Here is a 16,775-nt window from a genome sequence, read left to right as displayed (position 1 = left end):
TGCCATGCTGTGGTTCGGTCGTGCTCGGGAGCCAGCGCGCACCACACCTTCTCCGGTCCGCGGGACGCACGCGGTGGTCAGGTCACCCGTGCCGGGCAGTCCTCGTCGGCGACCGGCAACCCGAGCGCGGCACCGGCTACCACCTCGGTCATCGGTGCCCGGTAACCACCGGAGGTTCCGATGCTTCGCATGTTCCTCGCCGCCACGACCGTGGCGCTCGCCGTCCTGGGTGGGGCGAACGCCACGAACGCCACGGGCGCCACAGGGGCCACACCCTTGACCACGATGCCACCGGGGCCCACGCCGACGGTCGCGTGCCCGCCCGCGTTGCCGATCACGGCAAGGGTCGCCGGGGTGACCACGACGAGCGTGACCCTCTCCTACTCGATCCTTTCCCGTCCGCCGTGCGGCTACGACCCGCCGATGACCGTCAGCCTCTTCGCCAACCGCGAGGACGCCGAGCAGTGGCGGGCGCCGGTCGTGTCGGCGGTCTCCGGGACAGCGGAGCGCAACGGCACTGTCACCGTCGACCGGCTGACGCCCGACACGGAGTACTGGTACCGGTTCACCGACGCCGAGGGCCGGCGGGACCCGTACATGATCGGGCCGGCGCGGACCGCGCCGCTGGCCTCCTGCAGCGCGACGGCCACTATCGACGCCCGCTGGGGCAGCGGCTTCGTCGCCACGGTCACGGTCCGCAACACCGGGAGTGAGCCACTGGACCGGTGGCGGGTGTCCTGGCGGTGGTCCGGCGACGAGCGTGTCCAGTCGGTGTGGGGTGGCGTGGCCGAGACCGTCGGTGTCGACGTCACGGTCCGCAACGCCGCCTACAACGGAACGCTGGCGTTGGACGGTGTGACGACGTTCGGTCTGCTCGCGGCGACCAGTTCGGTGCCCGACGGGTTGACGGTGAGCTGCGCCCGCTGAACGACGGCCGCCCCGCTCCCGCCGTCACGGCGGAGGCGGGGCGGCGTCGCGTCGGTCAGGGCTTGCGGGCCACGGCGCCGTAGGCGTCGATGCCGGCGGCGTCGGGCTCCTCCGGCCGCCACAGCGGGATGGGCACCAGGCCCGGCTCGACCTTGGTCAGCCCGGTGAAGCAGGTGTCGAGGTCCTCCGGGCTGCGCAGGATGTACGGGACTCCACCGCTCTGCGCCAGCCGCTCGGCTCCGGAGACCACCTCGGGGCTGGTGTCGGTGCCGTCCCAGAGCACGAGGTAGCTGCCGGAGGGCATCGCGGCCATGGTCCGCTCGACGATCGAGCGCACCACGTCGAGGTTGGGTTCGTAGCCCAGCACGCCCATGAACATCACGGCGATGGGCTGGTCGAAGTCGAGTGTCTGCGCCGCCTCGGCGAGGATCTTCTCCGGGTCGTGGTAGTCGGCGGGCACGTAGGTGGTGACACCTTCGCTGGTCGTGTTGGCCAGCAGCGCCCGCGCGTGCACCAGCACCATCGGGTCGTTGTCGACGTAGACGATCCGGGAGTCCGGCGCGACGGATTGGGCCACGGCATGGGTGTTCTGCATGGTGGGCAGGCCGGTGCCGATGTCCAGGAACTGCCGGATGCCCGCCTCGGCGGCCAGGTGGCGCACGGCCCGCACCAGGAACACGCGGGACTGCTGCGCCATGACGACGATCTCCGGGTAGACCTCGGCCACGGCGTCGCCGGCCGCCCGGTCGGACTGGAAGTTGTCCTTCCCGCCCATCCAGTAGTTCCAGATACGCGCCGCGTGCGGCACGTCGGGCTGAAGCTTCGCGGCGAGTTCGGGGTCCGGACCGGCCATGCCAGGCTCCTATCGAGGGGTCGAGAGCTGGAGGTCACCACTGAGGTGTGAGCGGGATCGTACTCCGGCGGTGTCCACTGTCGACGGCAGGTGGGAGGCCCTGCGACGCCCACCCGGTCCGGGGGCTTGAAATCCTACTTAGTTGGTAGGAAAATCGCTGTCATGCCCGAGTCCACCGAGGCCCTGGTCGACGCCGACAGCGACGCGCTGCGGACGTTGCTGCGTCACCAGGCCAGCACCGTCACCGTGGTCACCGCTCCCGGCACGCCGCCTGTCGGCTTCACCGCCACCTCGTTCACCTCGGTGTCGCTGGCACCGCCGATCGTCTCGTTCTGCCTGAACCTCGGTTCGTCGAGCTGGCCCGCGGTCGCCCGTGCGCGACATGTGGCGGTGCACCTGCTCGCCCACCACCAGCAGGAGTTGGCCCGAACCTTCGCGACCAGCGGCGTCGACCGGTTCGCCGGGCCCACCCGCTGGAGGACCGGCCCGGAGGGCGTGCCGATCCTCGACGACACCCTGGCCTGGCTGCTCTGCCGGATCGTCGACCGGGTGGCAGTTGGCGATCACGCCGTGGTGCTGGCCGAGCCGGAGGTGCTCCGGCACGCCGACGTCGGGTCGCCGCTGCTGTACCACAGAGGTCGCTACGCCGGGCTGGCCGCCGACCAGACCGCGACGATCCGCCGACCGGCGGCCTGACCGCGCCGACCTGCGGCCGTCACCGTCGGACCACCCCGTTCTGGTACGCCCACACCACCGTCTGCAACCGGTCCCGTACGCCGATCTTCGCCATGGCCCGCCCGAGGTGTGACTTGACGGTGCTCGTCTCGATGAAGAGCCGGTCGGCGATCTCGACGTTGGACAGGCCCTGCGCGAGCAGCTCCACGATCTCGGTCTCCCGCGCGGTGAGCTGGTGCGCCGCCGCGGCGTCCGAGGGGGGAGCGGGGGTGCGTTTCGCGAACTCAGAGATGACCCGGTGGGTGACGGCCTGGTCGACCAGCCCGTACCCGTTGGCGAGGCGGCGGACCGCCTCGACGAGGTCCTCCGGTTCGCTGTCCTTGAGGATGAACCCGCTGGCACCGGACTCCAACGCGCCGAAGACGTACTCGTCGAGGTCGAACGTCGTGACCACCAGCACCGCCGGCGGTGTGCCCGTCGCGTCGGCGAGGATCTGCCGCGTCGCGCTGAGCCCGTCGCCGTGGGGCATCCGGACGTCCATGCAGATGACGTCCGGTTGCAGCCGGCGGGCCAGCTCGATGGCGGCGGACCCGCTCGACGCCTCCGCGACGACCTCGATGTCTCCCGCGTCCTCCAGGATCACCCGGAAGCCGGCGCGGACGATCGCCTGGTCGTCGACGAGCATCACCCTGATCAATTGGTTGCCTCTTCCCTCGGGTGGGACGCGACGGGACCGTTCGTCGGCAGCGTCGTGGTGACCGACCATCCGCCGGCCGGGGTCGGGCCGGCCGCGAACGACGCCCCGATCAGTTGCGCGCGTTCGCGCATGCCCACCAGCCCGACGCCGCCGGTCCGGGTGGTCGGTCCGGATCGTGGGGTGGCCGGTGCGTTCACCACCTCCAGCGTCACCGAGCGGGGCAGGAAGCGGAGTGCCACCCGTACCGGTGCCTCGGGCGCGTGCTGGCGGGCGTTGCTGAGCGACTCCTGCGCGATGCGGTAGAGCGCCACGTCGGCGATCGGCGACACCGCACGTGGCTGCCCCTCCCGGACGAGTTCGACCGGCCCAGAGAGGTTGCCCACCGTGTCGACCAGTTCGTCGAGCGCGTCCAGCCCGGGCACCGGGGCGGCGCCGTCGCCGTCCTCGTGCCCCGGACGACCGCGCAGCACACCGACGACGAGCCGCAGGTTGTCCAGGGTCTCCTTGCCCTGACTGCGGATCCAGGCGACCCCCGCCTTCGCGGCAGCCGGGTCGCGGTCGATCAACCGCTCCACCGCCGCCGCCTGCACGACCACACCGGACAGGTGGTGGGCCGCCACGTCGTGCAGTTCCCGGGCCATCCGGGAGCGCTCCGCGCCGATGGCCGCCTGGACCTTCGCCTGCTGCTCCCGGATCGCCTCGTCGGCCCGCAGCCGGACCAGCTCGACGTAGCGCCGGTAGGTGGCCACGTAGCCGCCGACGAACGTCGCGCCGGCGTAGGTCAGGGCGCTCGCCGAGACGTACGCGACGCCCGTCAGCAGGTCGGGGGTCACCACGACGGCTGCCCCGACCGACTCCGCCAGCACGGCCACGCCGACGGCCAGCAACGCGCGCCGCACCGGCAACAAGGAACCGACGGTGTACGCCACGACGAACGGCGCGACGCCCCGGATGGTCACCTCGGGCAGGGAGAGGCCGTTGACGGGCAGTTGAAGGCCGACGACGAGCGCGAGGCAGAGCAGTGGCCGGACCCGACGCAGGCACAGCAGCATCGCCTGCGCGGAGCAGATGGCGATGATCAGCCAGGCCCGCGTCGGGTCGAACGACACCCCGTCCTCCGGTGCCGCGAACCAGAACAGCGTCGCCAGCAGCACGAAGGTCAGGACGGTCAGGACCGCCGCCAGGAGGCTGTCCCGGGCGAACACGCCGGTCACTCCGAGCCGGGTCAGCCGTGCGTCGAGCCACCTCGTCAGTCGTGGTGTGCCGGGCTCGGTGCCGGTGTGGTCCCTCATGCGGTTCGCGTCCTTGCTCCGGATCGTTCCGGTTCGGGCGTTCAGTAGGAGATGCTAGGCGCGAGCAGCCGGAACTCCACGGCGAACCAGCCCGCTCCGGCGAGGGCGACCAGGATCAGGCCGCTGCCGACGATCCGTCGCCAACCGACGTGACGTCGGACGTCGTCGGCCAGCCGGACGCCGGCGGGCAGCACGCCGAGCAGACCGACCAGTTGCAGCGCCTGGATGCCGCGCAGGGCGGGCCCGGGTACGTCCCGCAGGCTCATGATGGTGCCGATGCTCAGCACCCAACCGGCGAAGGCGAGCAGCGTACCGGCGACGGCGACGCGGCTCAGGATCCGCGCGGTCCGCCCGGCCCGCTCGCGAGGTGCGCCGCCGAGCCGACGGCGCACGATCGCGCCGACCGGCCAGGCCAGGACGGTGAGGAGCAGCACGACAGTCGACAGGACCAGCACCGGGATGGCGACCGCCGAGGCGCGGGCGGGCTCGACGGGCAGCAGCGTGAACGCGGAGTCGAAACTGATCGCCTCGACCCGGTCGTCGGTGGCCCGCATGGCGATCGTGCGCTGCCCGCCGACCTCCCGCCAGACCCACGGCGCGACCTCCTCGTAGAGGGCGGGGGAGTCCGACAGCGGACCCGGCTCGAACCGTAGCCGGTCGCCGTCGGCGACGCTGACCGTCGTCCGGCCCACCAGGCCGATCGCCGTCAGGAAGTTGCTCCGCATCGCCCGCGAGGACTCGTACATGCCGGCGGCCAGCTGGGCGTGCGTGGCGGTGGTCGCGGCGTCGACGCCCGTGCTCGGCTGCCCGGCGCGGGCGGGGAAGTAGCGGTCGGCGAAGCCGTGCACGACCGCCTCGCGAAGCTCGTGGCTGTCGAGGCCACCGGATCCGTTGCTGTTGAGGGCGAGGAAGATGCCGGCCCGGTCGTCGGGGTAGATCTGCAGGTGCGAGTGGAAGTACTTGGTGTCGCCTCCGTGGCCGAGGATCCGGTGGCCGTTACGGTCCTCCTCGAAGAAACCGAGGGTCATCCGCGGTCCGTCGGCCAGGGTGCCCAACGACGTCGCGTCGAGTGCCGGACGCTGCATCAGCTCCCGGGTCGGCTGGTCCAGCAGGGGCGCGAAGCCCACCGGCTCGCCGAGCTGGGCGAGCATGAACCGCGCCATGTCCGTCGCGGGGGCGCTCAACGCGCCGGGCGGGGGCGTGCCGACGATCTCGAAGGGCGCGGCGGGTGCGGAGGACGTGTCGTACCCCTTGGACATCCGGTCGCGCAACGCCGCCGGTAGGGGCTGCTCGAAGGTCGACGACGGCATGCCCGCGCGCTCCAGCACGTTGCGCTGGACGTACTCCTCGAAGCGCGTTCCGCTGACCCGTTCGACGATGTAGCCGGCGAGCGCGTTGCTGTAGTTGGAGTAGGCCGGAACGGTGCCCGGCTCGTAGATCTGCTCCGGCGGGTCGGTCATCAGGGCCTTGCGCAGGTCGGTCCTCCTGCCGTCGGTGCCGATGAGGCCGGCGATCCGCTCCTCGAAGCCGGCGGTGTGGGTGAGCAGGTGCCGCAGGGTCACCGCCCGCTCGTAGCCGCTCGGAAGCTCGAAGTCGAGGTACGTCTCGACGTCGGCGTCGAGGTCGAGCTTCCCGTCCTGCACGAGTTGCATTACGGCGGTGGCGGTGACGAGCTTCGACACCGATCCCATCCGGAAGAGGTGCCGGTCCGGGTCGACAGGTACGGCCCCCTCGCCACCGTCGCCGGTGTCGGCGTACCCGTACCCCCGGGTTGTGACGATCTTGCCGTCGTTCACGACGGCGACAGTGGCCCCCGCGATGCCGGTACGGTCGAGCGCGGCCGGCAGCAGGCCGTCCAGCCAGGCGTTGACGTCGGTGCCGGTCAGGGCGGGATCCGTCCCGCCCGTGCCGGCGGGAGCTGCCGGGATGCCGGCGGCCGGGGCCGGGTCGCCCGGCGACGCGCCGCAGCCCGCTGTGGTCACGGCGACGACCACCATGGCCGTCAGCACCGCCCCGAGTCGGGCGACCAGTCGTGCGGGTCGGTGTGAGCGGGATCGAGGAACAGTGCGAGAGCGCATGGTCTGCCAGTGCCTTCCCAGGCGGAACGGGTGTCCGGATCAGGTCCGTGCGGGGTCACCCGGTGCCTGGTTCCAGCCTGTTCGAGCGATCGGCCCGAACCATCTGGCGCAGGACGGCAATGCGTTTACGACCTGAGGAGGAGGGCAGGGTGTCCATTCGCGTGAACCACTGCCCGTGCCGGTGCATCCAACCCTGTGACAGAGCCCGCGGAGGAAAGGACCAGCCATGCGCGCCACGCTGCTTCCCGGTGTGCTGCTCACCGTCACGGTCGTCGCCGGGTGCACCTCACCTGTCGAACGGGTCGGCGGTGACGCGGCACCCGCCGGCTCTCCGTCCGCCAGCGCGAGCCCGTCGGCGTCGAGCGCTTCGGCGACCCCCAGCTCCACTCCGAGCGCTCCGGCCACCCGCACCTCGGCCCCGGGCGCTCCGGCCACCCGCACCTCCGGGCCCGCCACTCCGGTGAGCGAGATGAGGAGGACCGACTGGCCCAACGCGGTGATCCGCAGCCTGAACTTCTGCGGTGAGTCCGACGAGTTCGTGAGGTTCCGCAACGGGTCGAACGGCTTCGACGTGCCGTGCCGGATCCTGCCGGGAGGCGCGCGGCCGGCGTACGCCGACTTCATCGCCGAAGAGCCGGCGGACGCACCGGCGACCGAGGACGCCCTCGTCCTCGTCGAACTGGGCAACCCCGGCGCGGCCCGGCGGCAGGCGCTGGTGCCCGTCCAGCTCGCCGACGACGGAAAGGAGCGGTTCGCGCGGCCGGTCATCAAGGGGGACGACCCGAGCCCGTCCGGCGACCGAGTCATGACGTTCGTCTCGTACCGGATCGTGGATTTCCACGTGGAGGCCACCGTCCGCAAGCTCGACGGCGGCACCGAGACCCGCCGCTGGCGCATGATGGACTACGCCGGCAACTGGGAACGGTTCTAGCCTTGCGTGAGCAGCGAGTCGTCCACCCGCAACGTGTCGAGGACCTCGTCGGTGCGGTCGCCGCCGTCGGTCTGTTTGACCTGGACGTACACCCCGAAGGAGCCTCCCGCGCCGGCCAGGGTGACCTCGCTGAAGGACCTCTCGGTGCCCCCGCAGCGGGCCCAGCGCCGCACCGTCCCACTGAGTGCTCCGACGGTGACCGCTCGCCCGGGGGCACCAGTGCATCCGCCGTGGTCGGGCAGCGTCGGCCGCTCCGTCGCCGGCAGGGTACGGCTCACGCCGACGAAGACACCGGGTGTCGCGCTGTCGACGTCGGCCCATTCGGTGAGGTCCGCTCCGATGAGCAGGCCAGGACGGCGCTCCTCGGAGAGACCGATCACGGCCGGATTCCAACCCCTGTCGCGCAGGTGCCTCGCCCAGCTGTCCGGCACGGCCACCGAGACGGTGCCGGTCGCGTCGCCCACCCGCGTCCAGCCGTATGGCGCTGTGGAGGGGACGGCGGACCCGGCCATGACCAGCGCGGCGGCCACGATGCCGACGGCGGCGAGGGACCGGCGGACGCGGTGCGCGGGTGGTCGGGCCGTGACCTGCCGCCTGGCGAGCAGACCCTCCAGCGCGGCGACGTACGCGGCCGCCGTCGGCCAACGGCGGTCCGGGTCGCGATGCATCGCCCGGCGGACGACCCGCTCGACGGCGGCGGAAGCGCGAGGTGCCGCCGGTTGCCCCGGCGGCGACCCGGTGAGCATGTGGTGCGTCAGGGCGCCGATCGCGTACACGTCGGCGCGCACGTCGATCCCACCGCCGGGGACGAGCTGCTCGGGGGCCATGTAGGCGGGAGTGCCGGCCACCACTGTGAACCCGGACGCGTGCGCGAGGGTCTTGGCCAACCCCAGGTCGGCGACCAGCACCCGATCGCCGGCCGTGCTGTCGAACAGGACGTTGGAGGGCTTGAGGTCGCGATGCAACACACCGTTGTCGTGCAGGACGGCCACCGCCCGCGCGATGTCGGCGGCGACGCGCAGTGCCTCGCGCACCGGCATCGGCCCGTCGTCCAGCCGGTCGGCGAGACTGCCACCCGCGGCGTACGTCATCACCAGGTACGGCCGACCGTCGGGCAGCTCACCGACGTCCAGCACCCGGACCAGATGGTCGGAGTCGACCTGCCGCATGAACCGGGCCTCCTGGCGGAAGCGCCCCCTGATGTCGGCCCGCTGCGACCAGTTGTCGGCGAGCACCTTCACGGCCACCGGCGACCGCAGCTCGTCGTCGTACGCCAACCAGACGGTGGCGAACGCGCCGGCGCCGACCGGGTGCGCGATGCGGTAGCGACCGACCTGTGGCGGGATGGACACGACCGTATTATCCGACGACCGGGACACCGGTGACGCCCATGAGCGGGGGAGCGCGGGTGGTGATCGGATCCGACACCGAGGAGTTGGCCCGGCGGGCGGCGGCCGGCGACCGCGCCGCCCTCGACGAGTTGCTGGCCGCGATCGGGCCGCGGGTCCTTGAGCAGTGTGGACGCTTCCTGCCCTGCCGGCAGGACGCGGAGGAGGCGGCGCAGGACGCGTTGGTGCAGGTGGCCCGGCACATCGAGCGGTTCGAGGGCCGGTCGTTGTTTACGACCTGGTTGCACACTGTGGTGGCGAACTGTGCCCGCCAGACCTACCGGTCGTTGCGGCGGCGGGCCGCCGAGGTGCCGAGCGCGTTGCTGCCCGACGACCTGGTCGACCCCCGGACGACGAGCGTCATCGCCGGCTCCCGTCTCGACCTCCTCGACGCGCTGGACCGGCTGGAGGCCCACCGGCCGGAGCTGGTGACGGCGCTCGTGCTCCGCGACGTGTGTCAGCTCGACTACCAGGAGATCGCCGGTCAACTGGGCATCCCGGTCGGCACGCTGAAGTCCCGGATCCATCACGCTCGTCGGCACGTGCGGGAGTCGTTGCAGGGCGGTTGAGCAGAGCGTCAGACCGGGTGCTGCCCGCCGTGCCGGGCCGGTCAGAGGACGAGACTCGGCATGAGTGGGTCGTCCCATCGGTCCGGCACGGCGACCCCGAGCAGCCCGAGCCGGTGCACCAGTGTGGAGTCGGCACCGATCATCCGTAGCCGGTCCGGGGCGTGCCGGAGCAGCCACGCGGTGAGCTCCACGCGCAGGACCTCCTCCTCGTCGTCGGTCAACTCCCAGGTCCTCCACGGTGGGTCGTCGCAGAGCAGGTCGTACTGCCACTCATCGAACGCCTCGGCGAGCCGTCGACTCGCGACCGGACCGGTAGCCGTCGCCCAGGCGTCGAGCCACCGACCGAGCGCGCCGGAGGCCTCCACGAGCACTGCCAGCACCTCGTACGCGGGGACCTCGGCGTCCTCGTCGGTGAGCGTGACGACCCACCAGGCGTCGAGGAACTCCCGGACCGCCGTCGACTGCTCGGTGGGCCACTGCTGCCAGCGGCCGCGTGCGAAGGCCCGTCCCGCCTCATCCATGCCGCCCAGACGCACCACCTCGCCGCTGACCAGAGCGCTGGCGAGTGGAGGCAGGATCCGGCGCAGCATGGCGGCGGGAAACTCCCAGTCGCCGGCCCAGTACGCACGGCGCAACAGGTCCGGGCTCAGTTCGACGTCCGGGGTCTTGAGTAGGGCAAGCTCCTCGGCGCTGCCCCAGTGACACTCGCAGTTGTCGTCGTCGGGATGAGCGGCCATGCCAAGGAAGGTGGTGGCGAGACGGGCCAGGGCGGCGTCGAGTCGACGCCGGGCCGGCGTGGGTTGCGTCATGGGAAGGGCCTTCGGGGACTCCGGCCGTGTTCCGCGGCCGAAGAGCACGACGATACACGCGGGCTGACCGAGGGCACTTGCGAAAAAGCGTCAGGCACTGGTCAGGATCACGAGTTGCTGGGTGGCCCGGGTCATCGCCACGTAGCGGTCGACAGCCCCTTGGATGCCGGTGCCGAAGGTGTCCGGGTCGACGAGGACGACCAGGTCGAACTCCAGCCCTTTGGCCTGCTCCGGGCTCAGCGACCGGACGCGGGACGTCGGCGGGAACGTCGGGTCACCGATCACGCAGGCGATCCCGTCGGCGTGCGTGTCGAGCCAGGTGTCGAGCGTCGACCTCAACTCGGACACCGTTCCCCGGACGACGGGCAGCCCGTTGCCACGGATCGACGTCGGCACGTTGGCGTCCGGCAGCGCGGTCCGGATCACCGGCTCGGCCACCGCCATGACCTCCGTCGGCGTCCGGTAGTTGACGGTCAGCGAGGCCAGGTTGATCCGGTCCAGCCCGACCCGCTGCAGGCGCTCCTGCCACGACTCGGTGAACCCGTGCCGGGCCTGGGCGCGGTCGCCCACAATGGTGAAACTGCGCGACGGGCATCGTGCCAGCAGCATCTGCCACTGGGCGTCGGTCAGTTCCTGAGCCTCGTCCACGACGATGTGTGCGAACGGGCCGGCGAGCAGGTCCGGATCGGCGTCCGACAGCGCCGAGTTGTCGATCAGAACCTCGTGCAGGTCCGGTTGGCGCAGCATCGCCAGCAGACCCTCCCCGTCGTCGTAGGCGTCGGCGGCGAGCAACTCGTCGACGACCCGGGCCATGTGGTCCCGTTCCACGGCGGCGGCCGGGTCGCGCCGACCCTTGCGGCCCGCGCCTTCCGGGTCGCCGAGCCGATGCCGTGCGGCGTCCAGGAACGGCAGGTCGGACACCGTCCAGGCCTGGGCGTCAGGGCGTTGCAGCGTGCGTACCTCCTCCGGAGTGAGCCACGGCGCGCACCTGCGCAGGTACGCGGGCACCGACCACAGGTCGCCGACGACGTCGGCCGCGTCGAGCACCGGCCAGGCACTGTTGAAGGCCGCCCGCAGCGCCTGGTTGCGCAGCAGCGAAGCCCGCAGCGCGTCGTCCGGTACCTCACCGTCGTACCTGTCGACGAGGATCGTGAGCAACTCCTCCCAGATCTCGTCGCGTGCCTCGTTGTGCGGGGTGCCCGGTCCGGGCGCCTGGAACGCGTCGGCCCAGTCGTCAGCGCCCAACCGGATGTCGGCGTCCTCGGTCGTGATCGTCATCGGTGTGCCCGGCGGGTCCTCGTAGAACCTGACCGCCGCGTCGATCACCTCGACCAGGCGGGCGGAGGACTTCAGCCGGGCCACCTCCGGGTCGGTGTCGACGGTCGCCGTGGCGCCCTCGGGAACGAGGTCGGTCAGGGTGCAGGTCTGCACGTCCTCCTCGCCGAGGCTGGGTAGGACGTCGGCCACGTACGCCAGGTAGGGCTGGTGCGGCCCGACGAAGAGCACCCCACCCCGACGCTGACCGAGACGCGGGTCGGAATACAGCAGATAGGCGGTGCGGTGCAGGGCGACGACGGTCTTCCCGGTGCCCGGACCGCCGTCCACGACGAGCGCGCCGGCCGACCCGGCCCGGATGATGGCGTCCTGGTCGGCCTGGATGGTGCTGAGCACGTCGCGCATCCGGCTCGACCGGGCGCTGCCCAGGCTGGCGATGAACGCGGACTGGTCGTCGAGCGCGGCGGCGTGACCCACGAACCCGTCGGTGGTGAAGACCTCGTCCCAGTAGTCGCTGATCCGGCCGCGCGTCCACCGGTACCGGCGGCGGCTCGTCAGGCCCATCGGGTTGGCGTGGGTGGCGCCGAAGAACGGTTCGGCCGCGGGGGAGCGCCAGTCGAGCAGCAACCGCCGTCCCTCGCTGTCGGTGAGACCACGACGCCCGACGTACACCGGATCCGGGTTGCCCGCCTCGACCACGTGGCCGAGGCACAGGTCCAGTCCGTAGCGGCTGAGCGCCCGCAGTCGGGCGCTCAGCCGGCGGATTTCGTCGTCCCGGTCCACCGCCTGCCGGCCCTTACCGCCGGGGGCCCGGCGGGCGGTGTCGAGGCGTTCGGTCAGGTCGGCGGTCATCTGCGCGAGGCTCTCCGCCATGGCCGCGAAGTGCCGTTCGTCGCGGGCGATCAGCGCCGGGGCGGCCTTGGGGGAGAGGCGATCGGGAAGGTCGAACACGGAGGTAGGCAAAGAATGCAATTCACGACTTCCATTCGGCCGAATCTGGCTTCGGCCGACGATTTTGCGTCATATATGGGGTCTTGCCGCAAGCCCCCCAGTGCGATATACGTTAGTAGTGGCGGAGGCGCGTCAGGCCCCCTTTTCCCCTGATCAAGGGCGCCGGTGACCGGGCAGCCGCTCAGGGAGCGTCGACGACCTCACGGCCGAGCGGCCAGAACGCCGCCGGCACGAGCTTGAAGTTCGCGATGCCGAACGGGATCCCGATGATCGTCACGCAGAGGGCGATGCCGGCGAGGATGTGCGACAGCGCGAGCCACCAGCCGGCCAGCACCACCCAGAGGACGTTCGCCAACCCCGAGGCGACGCCCGCGCCGGGCTTGGGCACCACTGTGCGGCCGAAGGGCCACAGCGAGTAGACCGCGAGGCGTAGCGACGCGACGCCGAACGGGATGGTGACGACCAGGACGAAGCAGATGAGGGCGGCGAAGCCGTACCCGACCGCGAGCACGATGCCGCCGCCGAAGACGAGCCACAACACGTTCAGTACGAAGCGAATCACCACTCCAGCATGAGCGATGCTCACCACCCGGTCGTTCGGCACCCGGTCGCCCTGCTCAGCGGGCTGCTGCCGGGCTGGTCAGGCCCGACAACCGGACGAGGGCGTCGTCGAGGCTCTCGAAGATCGGAAACGCTCCGTCCAGGCGCATGGTGTGCAGGACGGTGCGGATGAACCGCGACGGGGCCGCCAGGCAGAGCGTGACGCCGCGTTCCCGGGCGTCGCGGTGGGCGCGGACGAGGAGACCGAGCCCGGTCGAGTCGATGAGGTGCACCCGGGTCAGGTCGACGACGACGTGCCCGCCCACCTCGGCCCCGTGCCGCAGCGCGGTACGCAGCGTGTCGCCGCTGTCGAGGTCGATGTCGCCGGTGGCGGCGATGACCGTCACGTCGTCCAGGTGGTCGATGCCGAGGATGCCGCCGGGACCGTGGTCGTCGCACGACCCGTTGCCGCCCCGCGGAGGTGGCAGGAAGCTGCACGGCGGGCAGCGGTGCGGACCGGTGGCGAACGGGGAACCGCTCCAGCCGTGCTCGGCCACCAGGGTCCAGACGACCTCGGCGTCGGGGAGCACGCACGCGGTACCGCGAATGGTCTCGCCGCAGGTGTCGCAGATCAGGGTCATCAGGTACTCGTCCGGGACGACGGTCATGCTGGGGTCCTTCCTACGTCCGGGTCCGGCCTGGTGCGGTCCGCGCCGCCACGCCCGGATCGGTGACGATCGACAGCACCTGGTCGAGGCGGGCGATGTGCAGGATGCGCCCGACCCGAGGGTTCGGGTTGCGGACGGTGAGCACCGCGTCGGCCCGGGACAACCGCCGGTGCACATCGAGGAGCAGCCCGATGGCGGCGGCGTCGAGATGCCGGCAGTCGGACAGGTCGACCACGACCTGCGCGGGGCACAGGGCCAGCACCCGGTCGAACATCGCACCGACCTCCGGCAGACAGGTCAGGTCGAGTTCGGCGACGCGTACCTCGACCAGCGGCAGCGTGTACCGCTTCGGCAGCACGGGCGTTGTCATGGCCGTACCCCTCTCCTCACCGCTCGGTCGACTACCACCGTGCGGGGCGGGGTTGGCGATCTCCGCAAGGGTCTATGACAGTTGTGTGACAAAACGGCTCGTCGCCCGACACGGTTGGCCACCCGGCGAGCCGCCGAGGATGATTCCGACATGACGGCCGTACTGGTGATCGAGGACGACGACCGCATCCGGCTCGCGCTGCTGCTCGCACTGGAGGACGAGGGCTACGACGCCCTCGGCGCGGCCACGGCCGAGGAGGGCCTGCGCGCCCAGCGCCGCCACCCGGCCGACTACGTCCTCGTCGACCTGATGCTGCCCGGGCTCGACGGCTTCGAGTGCATCCGGCAGCTGCGCCGGGACGACGACGTACCGATCGTCGTGGTCAGCGCCCGGGACGAGACCGACGACATCGTGGCCGCCCTCGAAGCCGGCGCCGACGACTACGTGGTCAAACCCGTGGCGATCCGGGAGCTGACCGCCCGACTGCGGGCCCTGCGTCGTCGCGCCCGACCGCCGGCGGCGGTATCGACGCCGGACCCGGTGCCGGCGGTGGCCTTCGGAGAGTTGGAGATCAGCCCGGAAGCGGGGGAGGTACGCCGCGCCGGTCGGCAGGTGACCGTCACCCGCACCGAGTTCCGGCTCCTCTGTGAGCTGGCCGAGCACGCCGGCCGGGTGCTGTCCCGGCAGCAGTTGCTGCAACGCGTCTGGGGGTACGACAGCGGCGACGAACGGCTGGTGGACGTGCACGTCGGGCGACTGCGGCAGAAGATCGAGCCGGACCCGGCCAACCCCCGGCACCTGGTGACCCTGCGGGGTCTGGGCTACAAGCTCCAGCGATGAGACGGGTCGGCCTGCGGACCAGGGTCGCCGGGGCGTTCACAGTGGGCGCGCTGCTGCTCTCGGCGTCGATGGCGTTGGTCTCCTACGAGTTGACCCGTCGGTCCCTGCTCGACGACCGGGAACGCATCGCCGTGCGCGCCGCGTACTTCGACGCGGCAGTGGTGCAGTCGGGGATCGACACCGACACTCCGGACGTGGTGGAGGTGCTCCGGTCGCTGGACACCGGCGGGAGCCGGCGGCCGGTGCTCCACCTCAACGGCGAGTGGTACGCGCGCGCCGCCGACCCGGGCACCACCGCCGCCATTCCCACCGAGATGCGGCAGGTCGTCGCCGCCGGGGAACCGGCGGTGCAGCGGGTACGCGTCGCCGGGCAACCCGCCCTGGTGGTCGGGGTGCCGCTGTCCTCCACGGCGGCCTACTTCGAGGTCAATTCGCTGCGCGAGCTGGAGCAGACGCTCCAGGTCCTGGCGCTGGCGTTGACGACCGTCGCGGTGCTGGTCGCCGGGTCCGGCGCGGCCCTCGGTTGGTACGCGACCCGGCACGGGCTACGACCGCTGACGGCGGTCGCCGACGCGGCCGAGAAGATCGCCGCCGGTGACGTCACGGCCCGGCTGGACCCGGCCACCGATCCCGACCTGACCCGTCTCTCCTCGTCGTTCAACCAGATGGTCGACCAACTCGCCCGCCGCATCGAACGGGACCGACGGTTCGCCGCCGACGTGAGCCACGAGTTGCGGTCACCGTTGCAGACCCTCGCCGCGGCGGCCAGCGTCCTGGCCCGTCGACGGGAACACCAGGACGAGCGGACGGCGACCGCCGCCGGCCTCGTCGCCGACGAGATCGACAGGTTTCAGCGACTGGTCAACGACCTGATCGACCTGGCCCGCAGCGACCAGCCCGCCCACCGGGCCCCGGTGGACGTGGTCACGTTGGCCGGGGAGGCCTGCCACGCGTACGACCTACCGGACGGCCTCGTCCACCTGGCGCCGGACGTACCCCGGATCTGGCAGGTGGAGCGGCGGCGGATCGCCCAGGTCCTGGCGAACCTGCTCGACAACGCGGTGACCTACGGCGCCGGCCCGGCGGCGGTGCGCCTGTGCCGCGACGGTGCCGCCGGCGTGATCGAGGTCGACGACGACGGCCCGGGCGTGCCCGTGGAGGACCGTGAGGCGATCTTCGACCGTTTCGTCCGGGGTAGGGTCGCCCACACGCGCGGCGCTGGTGACGGCACCGGGCTCGGGCTCGCGCTGGTGGCCCAGCACGCCGCCGCGCACGAGGGGCACGTCACCGTCGTCGACCGCCCCGGAGGCGGCGCGCGTTTCCGGGTCACGTTGCCGGGCAGTCTGCCGTGAACCGACGTCGTCTCGCCCCGTTGGCGCTCACCGTGTTGCTGGCCGGCTGCGGCATCCCGACCGACGACAGCCCTCGGCCGGTGCAGCCCCCGCGCGGGCCGATGCGGAGCGCTGCTCCCGCCGACGCCACCGCGCCGGCCGGCCGCGCCGTCGAGACGCTCTGCCTGGTCCGCGACAACTGGATCGTCCCGGTGGTCCGGCGTGCCGACAACCCACCCAGCGTCGCCGAACACCTGCGGCATCTGCTCGCCGGGCCCACCGGGGCCGAACGCGACAGCAGCCTGACCACCGCGTTGCCCGGTGCGGTCAACGCGGCTGGTGTGACGGTGACCGGCATGCAGGCCCTGGTGACGGTGGACGCGCCCGCCGACGATGCGGGCCGTAGCGACGAGGTCCTCGCCTTCGGGCAGATCGTGTGCACCCTGACCAGCCGAGGGGACGTGACGACTGTGGCCTTCCTGCGTGACGGCAGAGCCCTCGGTGTGCCCCGGGCCGACGGTTCCCTGTCCGTCGCCCCGCTCACCCGCGCCGACTACGCCCCGCTCATCGTCGACAGGTGA

General features: G+C 71.8%; 18 protein-coding genes. 7 read left to right on the top strand and 11 right to left on the bottom strand.

Annotation, left to right across the window (positions count from 1 at the left end):
- Positions 1–77: 77 nt before the first annotated feature.
- On the bottom strand, positions 78–362 hold the full coding sequence (locus tag O3438_RS09035) for a hypothetical protein (RefSeq protein WP_269679525.1): 285 nt from the start codon (positions 360–362) through the stop codon (positions 78–80).
- Here O3438_RS09035 and O3438_RS09030 point away from each other — a divergent pair.
- Complete coding sequence (locus O3438_RS09030; protein ID WP_269679524.1) at positions 355–927, top strand: cellulose binding domain-containing protein; 573 nt, start codon at positions 355–357, stop codon at positions 925–927. The two genes, O3438_RS09035 and O3438_RS09030, sit on opposite strands and share 8 nt — an antisense overlap.
- A gap of 55 nt (positions 928–982) precedes the next feature.
- Here the strand turns inward: O3438_RS09030 and O3438_RS09025 are convergent, their stop codons facing one another.
- Positions 983–1,780, bottom strand: a complete 798-nt coding sequence (locus O3438_RS09025; RefSeq protein ID WP_269679523.1) for an SAM-dependent methyltransferase — start codon at positions 1,778–1,780, stop codon at positions 983–985.
- Between the two features lie 162 nt (positions 1,781–1,942).
- Between O3438_RS09025 and O3438_RS09020 the strand changes: the two genes are divergently transcribed.
- Positions 1,943–2,476, top strand: a complete 534-nt coding sequence (locus tag O3438_RS09020) for a flavin reductase family protein (protein WP_269679522.1) — start codon at positions 1,943–1,945, stop codon at positions 2,474–2,476.
- A gap of 19 nt (positions 2,477–2,495) precedes the next feature.
- On the opposite strand, the gene O3438_RS09015 is transcribed toward O3438_RS09020, so the two are convergent.
- From O3438_RS09015 to O3438_RS09005, 3 genes are read right to left on the bottom strand one after another with little or no spacing between them, the layout of a single operon-like run.
- A complete protein-coding gene (locus tag O3438_RS09015) occupies positions 2,496–3,140 on the bottom strand; it encodes a response regulator (RefSeq protein WP_269683604.1) in 645 nt (214 codons plus the stop codon).
- Positions 3,141–3,148: 8 nt separating this feature from the next.
- Positions 3,149–4,444 (bottom strand): sensor histidine kinase, encoded by a 1,296-nt coding sequence (locus tag O3438_RS09010; protein ID WP_269679521.1) that lies wholly within the window; start codon positions 4,442–4,444, stop codon positions 3,149–3,151.
- Between the two features lie 41 nt (positions 4,445–4,485).
- Positions 4,486–6,453: a serine hydrolase domain-containing protein gene (locus O3438_RS09005; RefSeq protein ID WP_269679520.1), complete on the bottom strand. Its 1,968-nt coding sequence runs from the start codon at positions 6,451–6,453 to the stop codon at positions 4,486–4,488.
- Between the two features lie 295 nt (positions 6,454–6,748).
- Between O3438_RS09005 and O3438_RS09000 the strand changes: the two genes are divergently transcribed.
- Positions 6,749–7,453 (top strand): hypothetical protein, encoded by a 705-nt coding sequence (locus tag O3438_RS09000; RefSeq protein WP_269679519.1) that lies wholly within the window; start codon positions 6,749–6,751, stop codon positions 7,451–7,453.
- Here O3438_RS09000 and O3438_RS08995 read toward each other — a convergent pair.
- Positions 7,450–8,805, bottom strand: a complete 1,356-nt coding sequence (locus O3438_RS08995; RefSeq protein WP_269679518.1) for a serine/threonine-protein kinase — start codon at positions 8,803–8,805, stop codon at positions 7,450–7,452. The two genes, O3438_RS09000 and O3438_RS08995, sit on opposite strands and share 4 nt — an antisense overlap.
- A gap of 38 nt (positions 8,806–8,843) precedes the next feature.
- Here O3438_RS08995 and O3438_RS08990 point away from each other — a divergent pair, with 38 nt between their 5' ends.
- A complete protein-coding gene (locus tag O3438_RS08990) occupies positions 8,844–9,410 on the top strand; it encodes an RNA polymerase sigma factor (RefSeq protein ID WP_269679517.1) in 567 nt (188 codons plus the stop codon).
- A gap of 41 nt (positions 9,411–9,451) precedes the next feature.
- Here the strand turns inward: O3438_RS08990 and O3438_RS08985 are convergent, their stop codons facing one another.
- The 5 genes from O3438_RS08985 to O3438_RS08965 all read right to left on the bottom strand — a co-directional run bounded on the left by O3438_RS08985 (position 9,452) and on the right by O3438_RS08965 (position 14,023).
- Entirely contained in the window at positions 9,452–10,219 is a 768-nt protein-coding gene (locus O3438_RS08985) for a hypothetical protein (protein WP_269679516.1), read from the bottom strand.
- A 90-nt stretch (positions 10,220–10,309) separates the two neighbouring features.
- On the bottom strand, positions 10,310–12,445 hold the full coding sequence (gene helR / locus O3438_RS08980; protein WP_269679515.1) for an RNA polymerase recycling motor ATPase HelR: 2,136 nt from the start codon (positions 12,443–12,445) through the stop codon (positions 10,310–10,312).
- A 181-nt stretch (positions 12,446–12,626) separates the two neighbouring features.
- The gene (locus O3438_RS08975) at positions 12,627–13,007 is read right to left on the bottom strand and encodes a YccF domain-containing protein (RefSeq protein ID WP_208744992.1); all 381 of its coding nucleotides are present in this window, start codon (positions 13,005–13,007) and stop codon (positions 12,627–12,629) included.
- Between the two features lie 55 nt (positions 13,008–13,062).
- A complete protein-coding gene (locus tag O3438_RS08970) occupies positions 13,063–13,653 on the bottom strand; it encodes an STAS domain-containing protein (protein ID WP_269679514.1) in 591 nt (196 codons plus the stop codon).
- A gap of 13 nt (positions 13,654–13,666) precedes the next feature.
- Positions 13,667–14,023 carry an STAS domain-containing protein gene (locus O3438_RS08965; protein ID WP_269679513.1) on the bottom strand — a complete coding sequence of 119 codons (357 nt, stop codon included), beginning with the start codon at positions 14,021–14,023 and terminating at the stop codon, positions 13,667–13,669.
- A gap of 150 nt (positions 14,024–14,173) precedes the next feature.
- Here O3438_RS08965 and O3438_RS08960 point away from each other — a divergent pair, with 150 nt between their 5' ends.
- The 3 genes from O3438_RS08960 to O3438_RS08950 are packed head-to-tail and all read left to right on the top strand — an operon-like array spanning position 14,174 to position 16,775.
- Positions 14,174–14,863, top strand: a complete 690-nt coding sequence (locus tag O3438_RS08960; protein ID WP_088989020.1) for a response regulator transcription factor — start codon at positions 14,174–14,176, stop codon at positions 14,861–14,863.
- Positions 14,860–16,215, top strand: coding sequence for a sensor histidine kinase (locus tag O3438_RS08955; RefSeq protein WP_269679512.1), 1,356 nt, complete (start codon positions 14,860–14,862; stop codon positions 16,213–16,215). The genes O3438_RS08960 and O3438_RS08955 overlap by 4 nt, the downstream gene beginning before the upstream one ends.
- Complete coding sequence (locus O3438_RS08950) at positions 16,212–16,775, top strand: GerMN domain-containing protein (protein ID WP_269679511.1); 564 nt, start codon at positions 16,212–16,214, stop codon at positions 16,773–16,775. The genes O3438_RS08955 and O3438_RS08950 overlap by 4 nt, the downstream gene beginning before the upstream one ends.

This window comes from Micromonospora sp. WMMC250 (genome assembly GCF_027460215.1).
GTDB classification, from domain to species: Bacteria; Actinomycetota; Actinomycetes; order Mycobacteriales; family Micromonosporaceae; genus Micromonospora; species Micromonospora taraxaci.
This window is presented reverse-complemented; position numbering and strand designations above follow the sequence as displayed.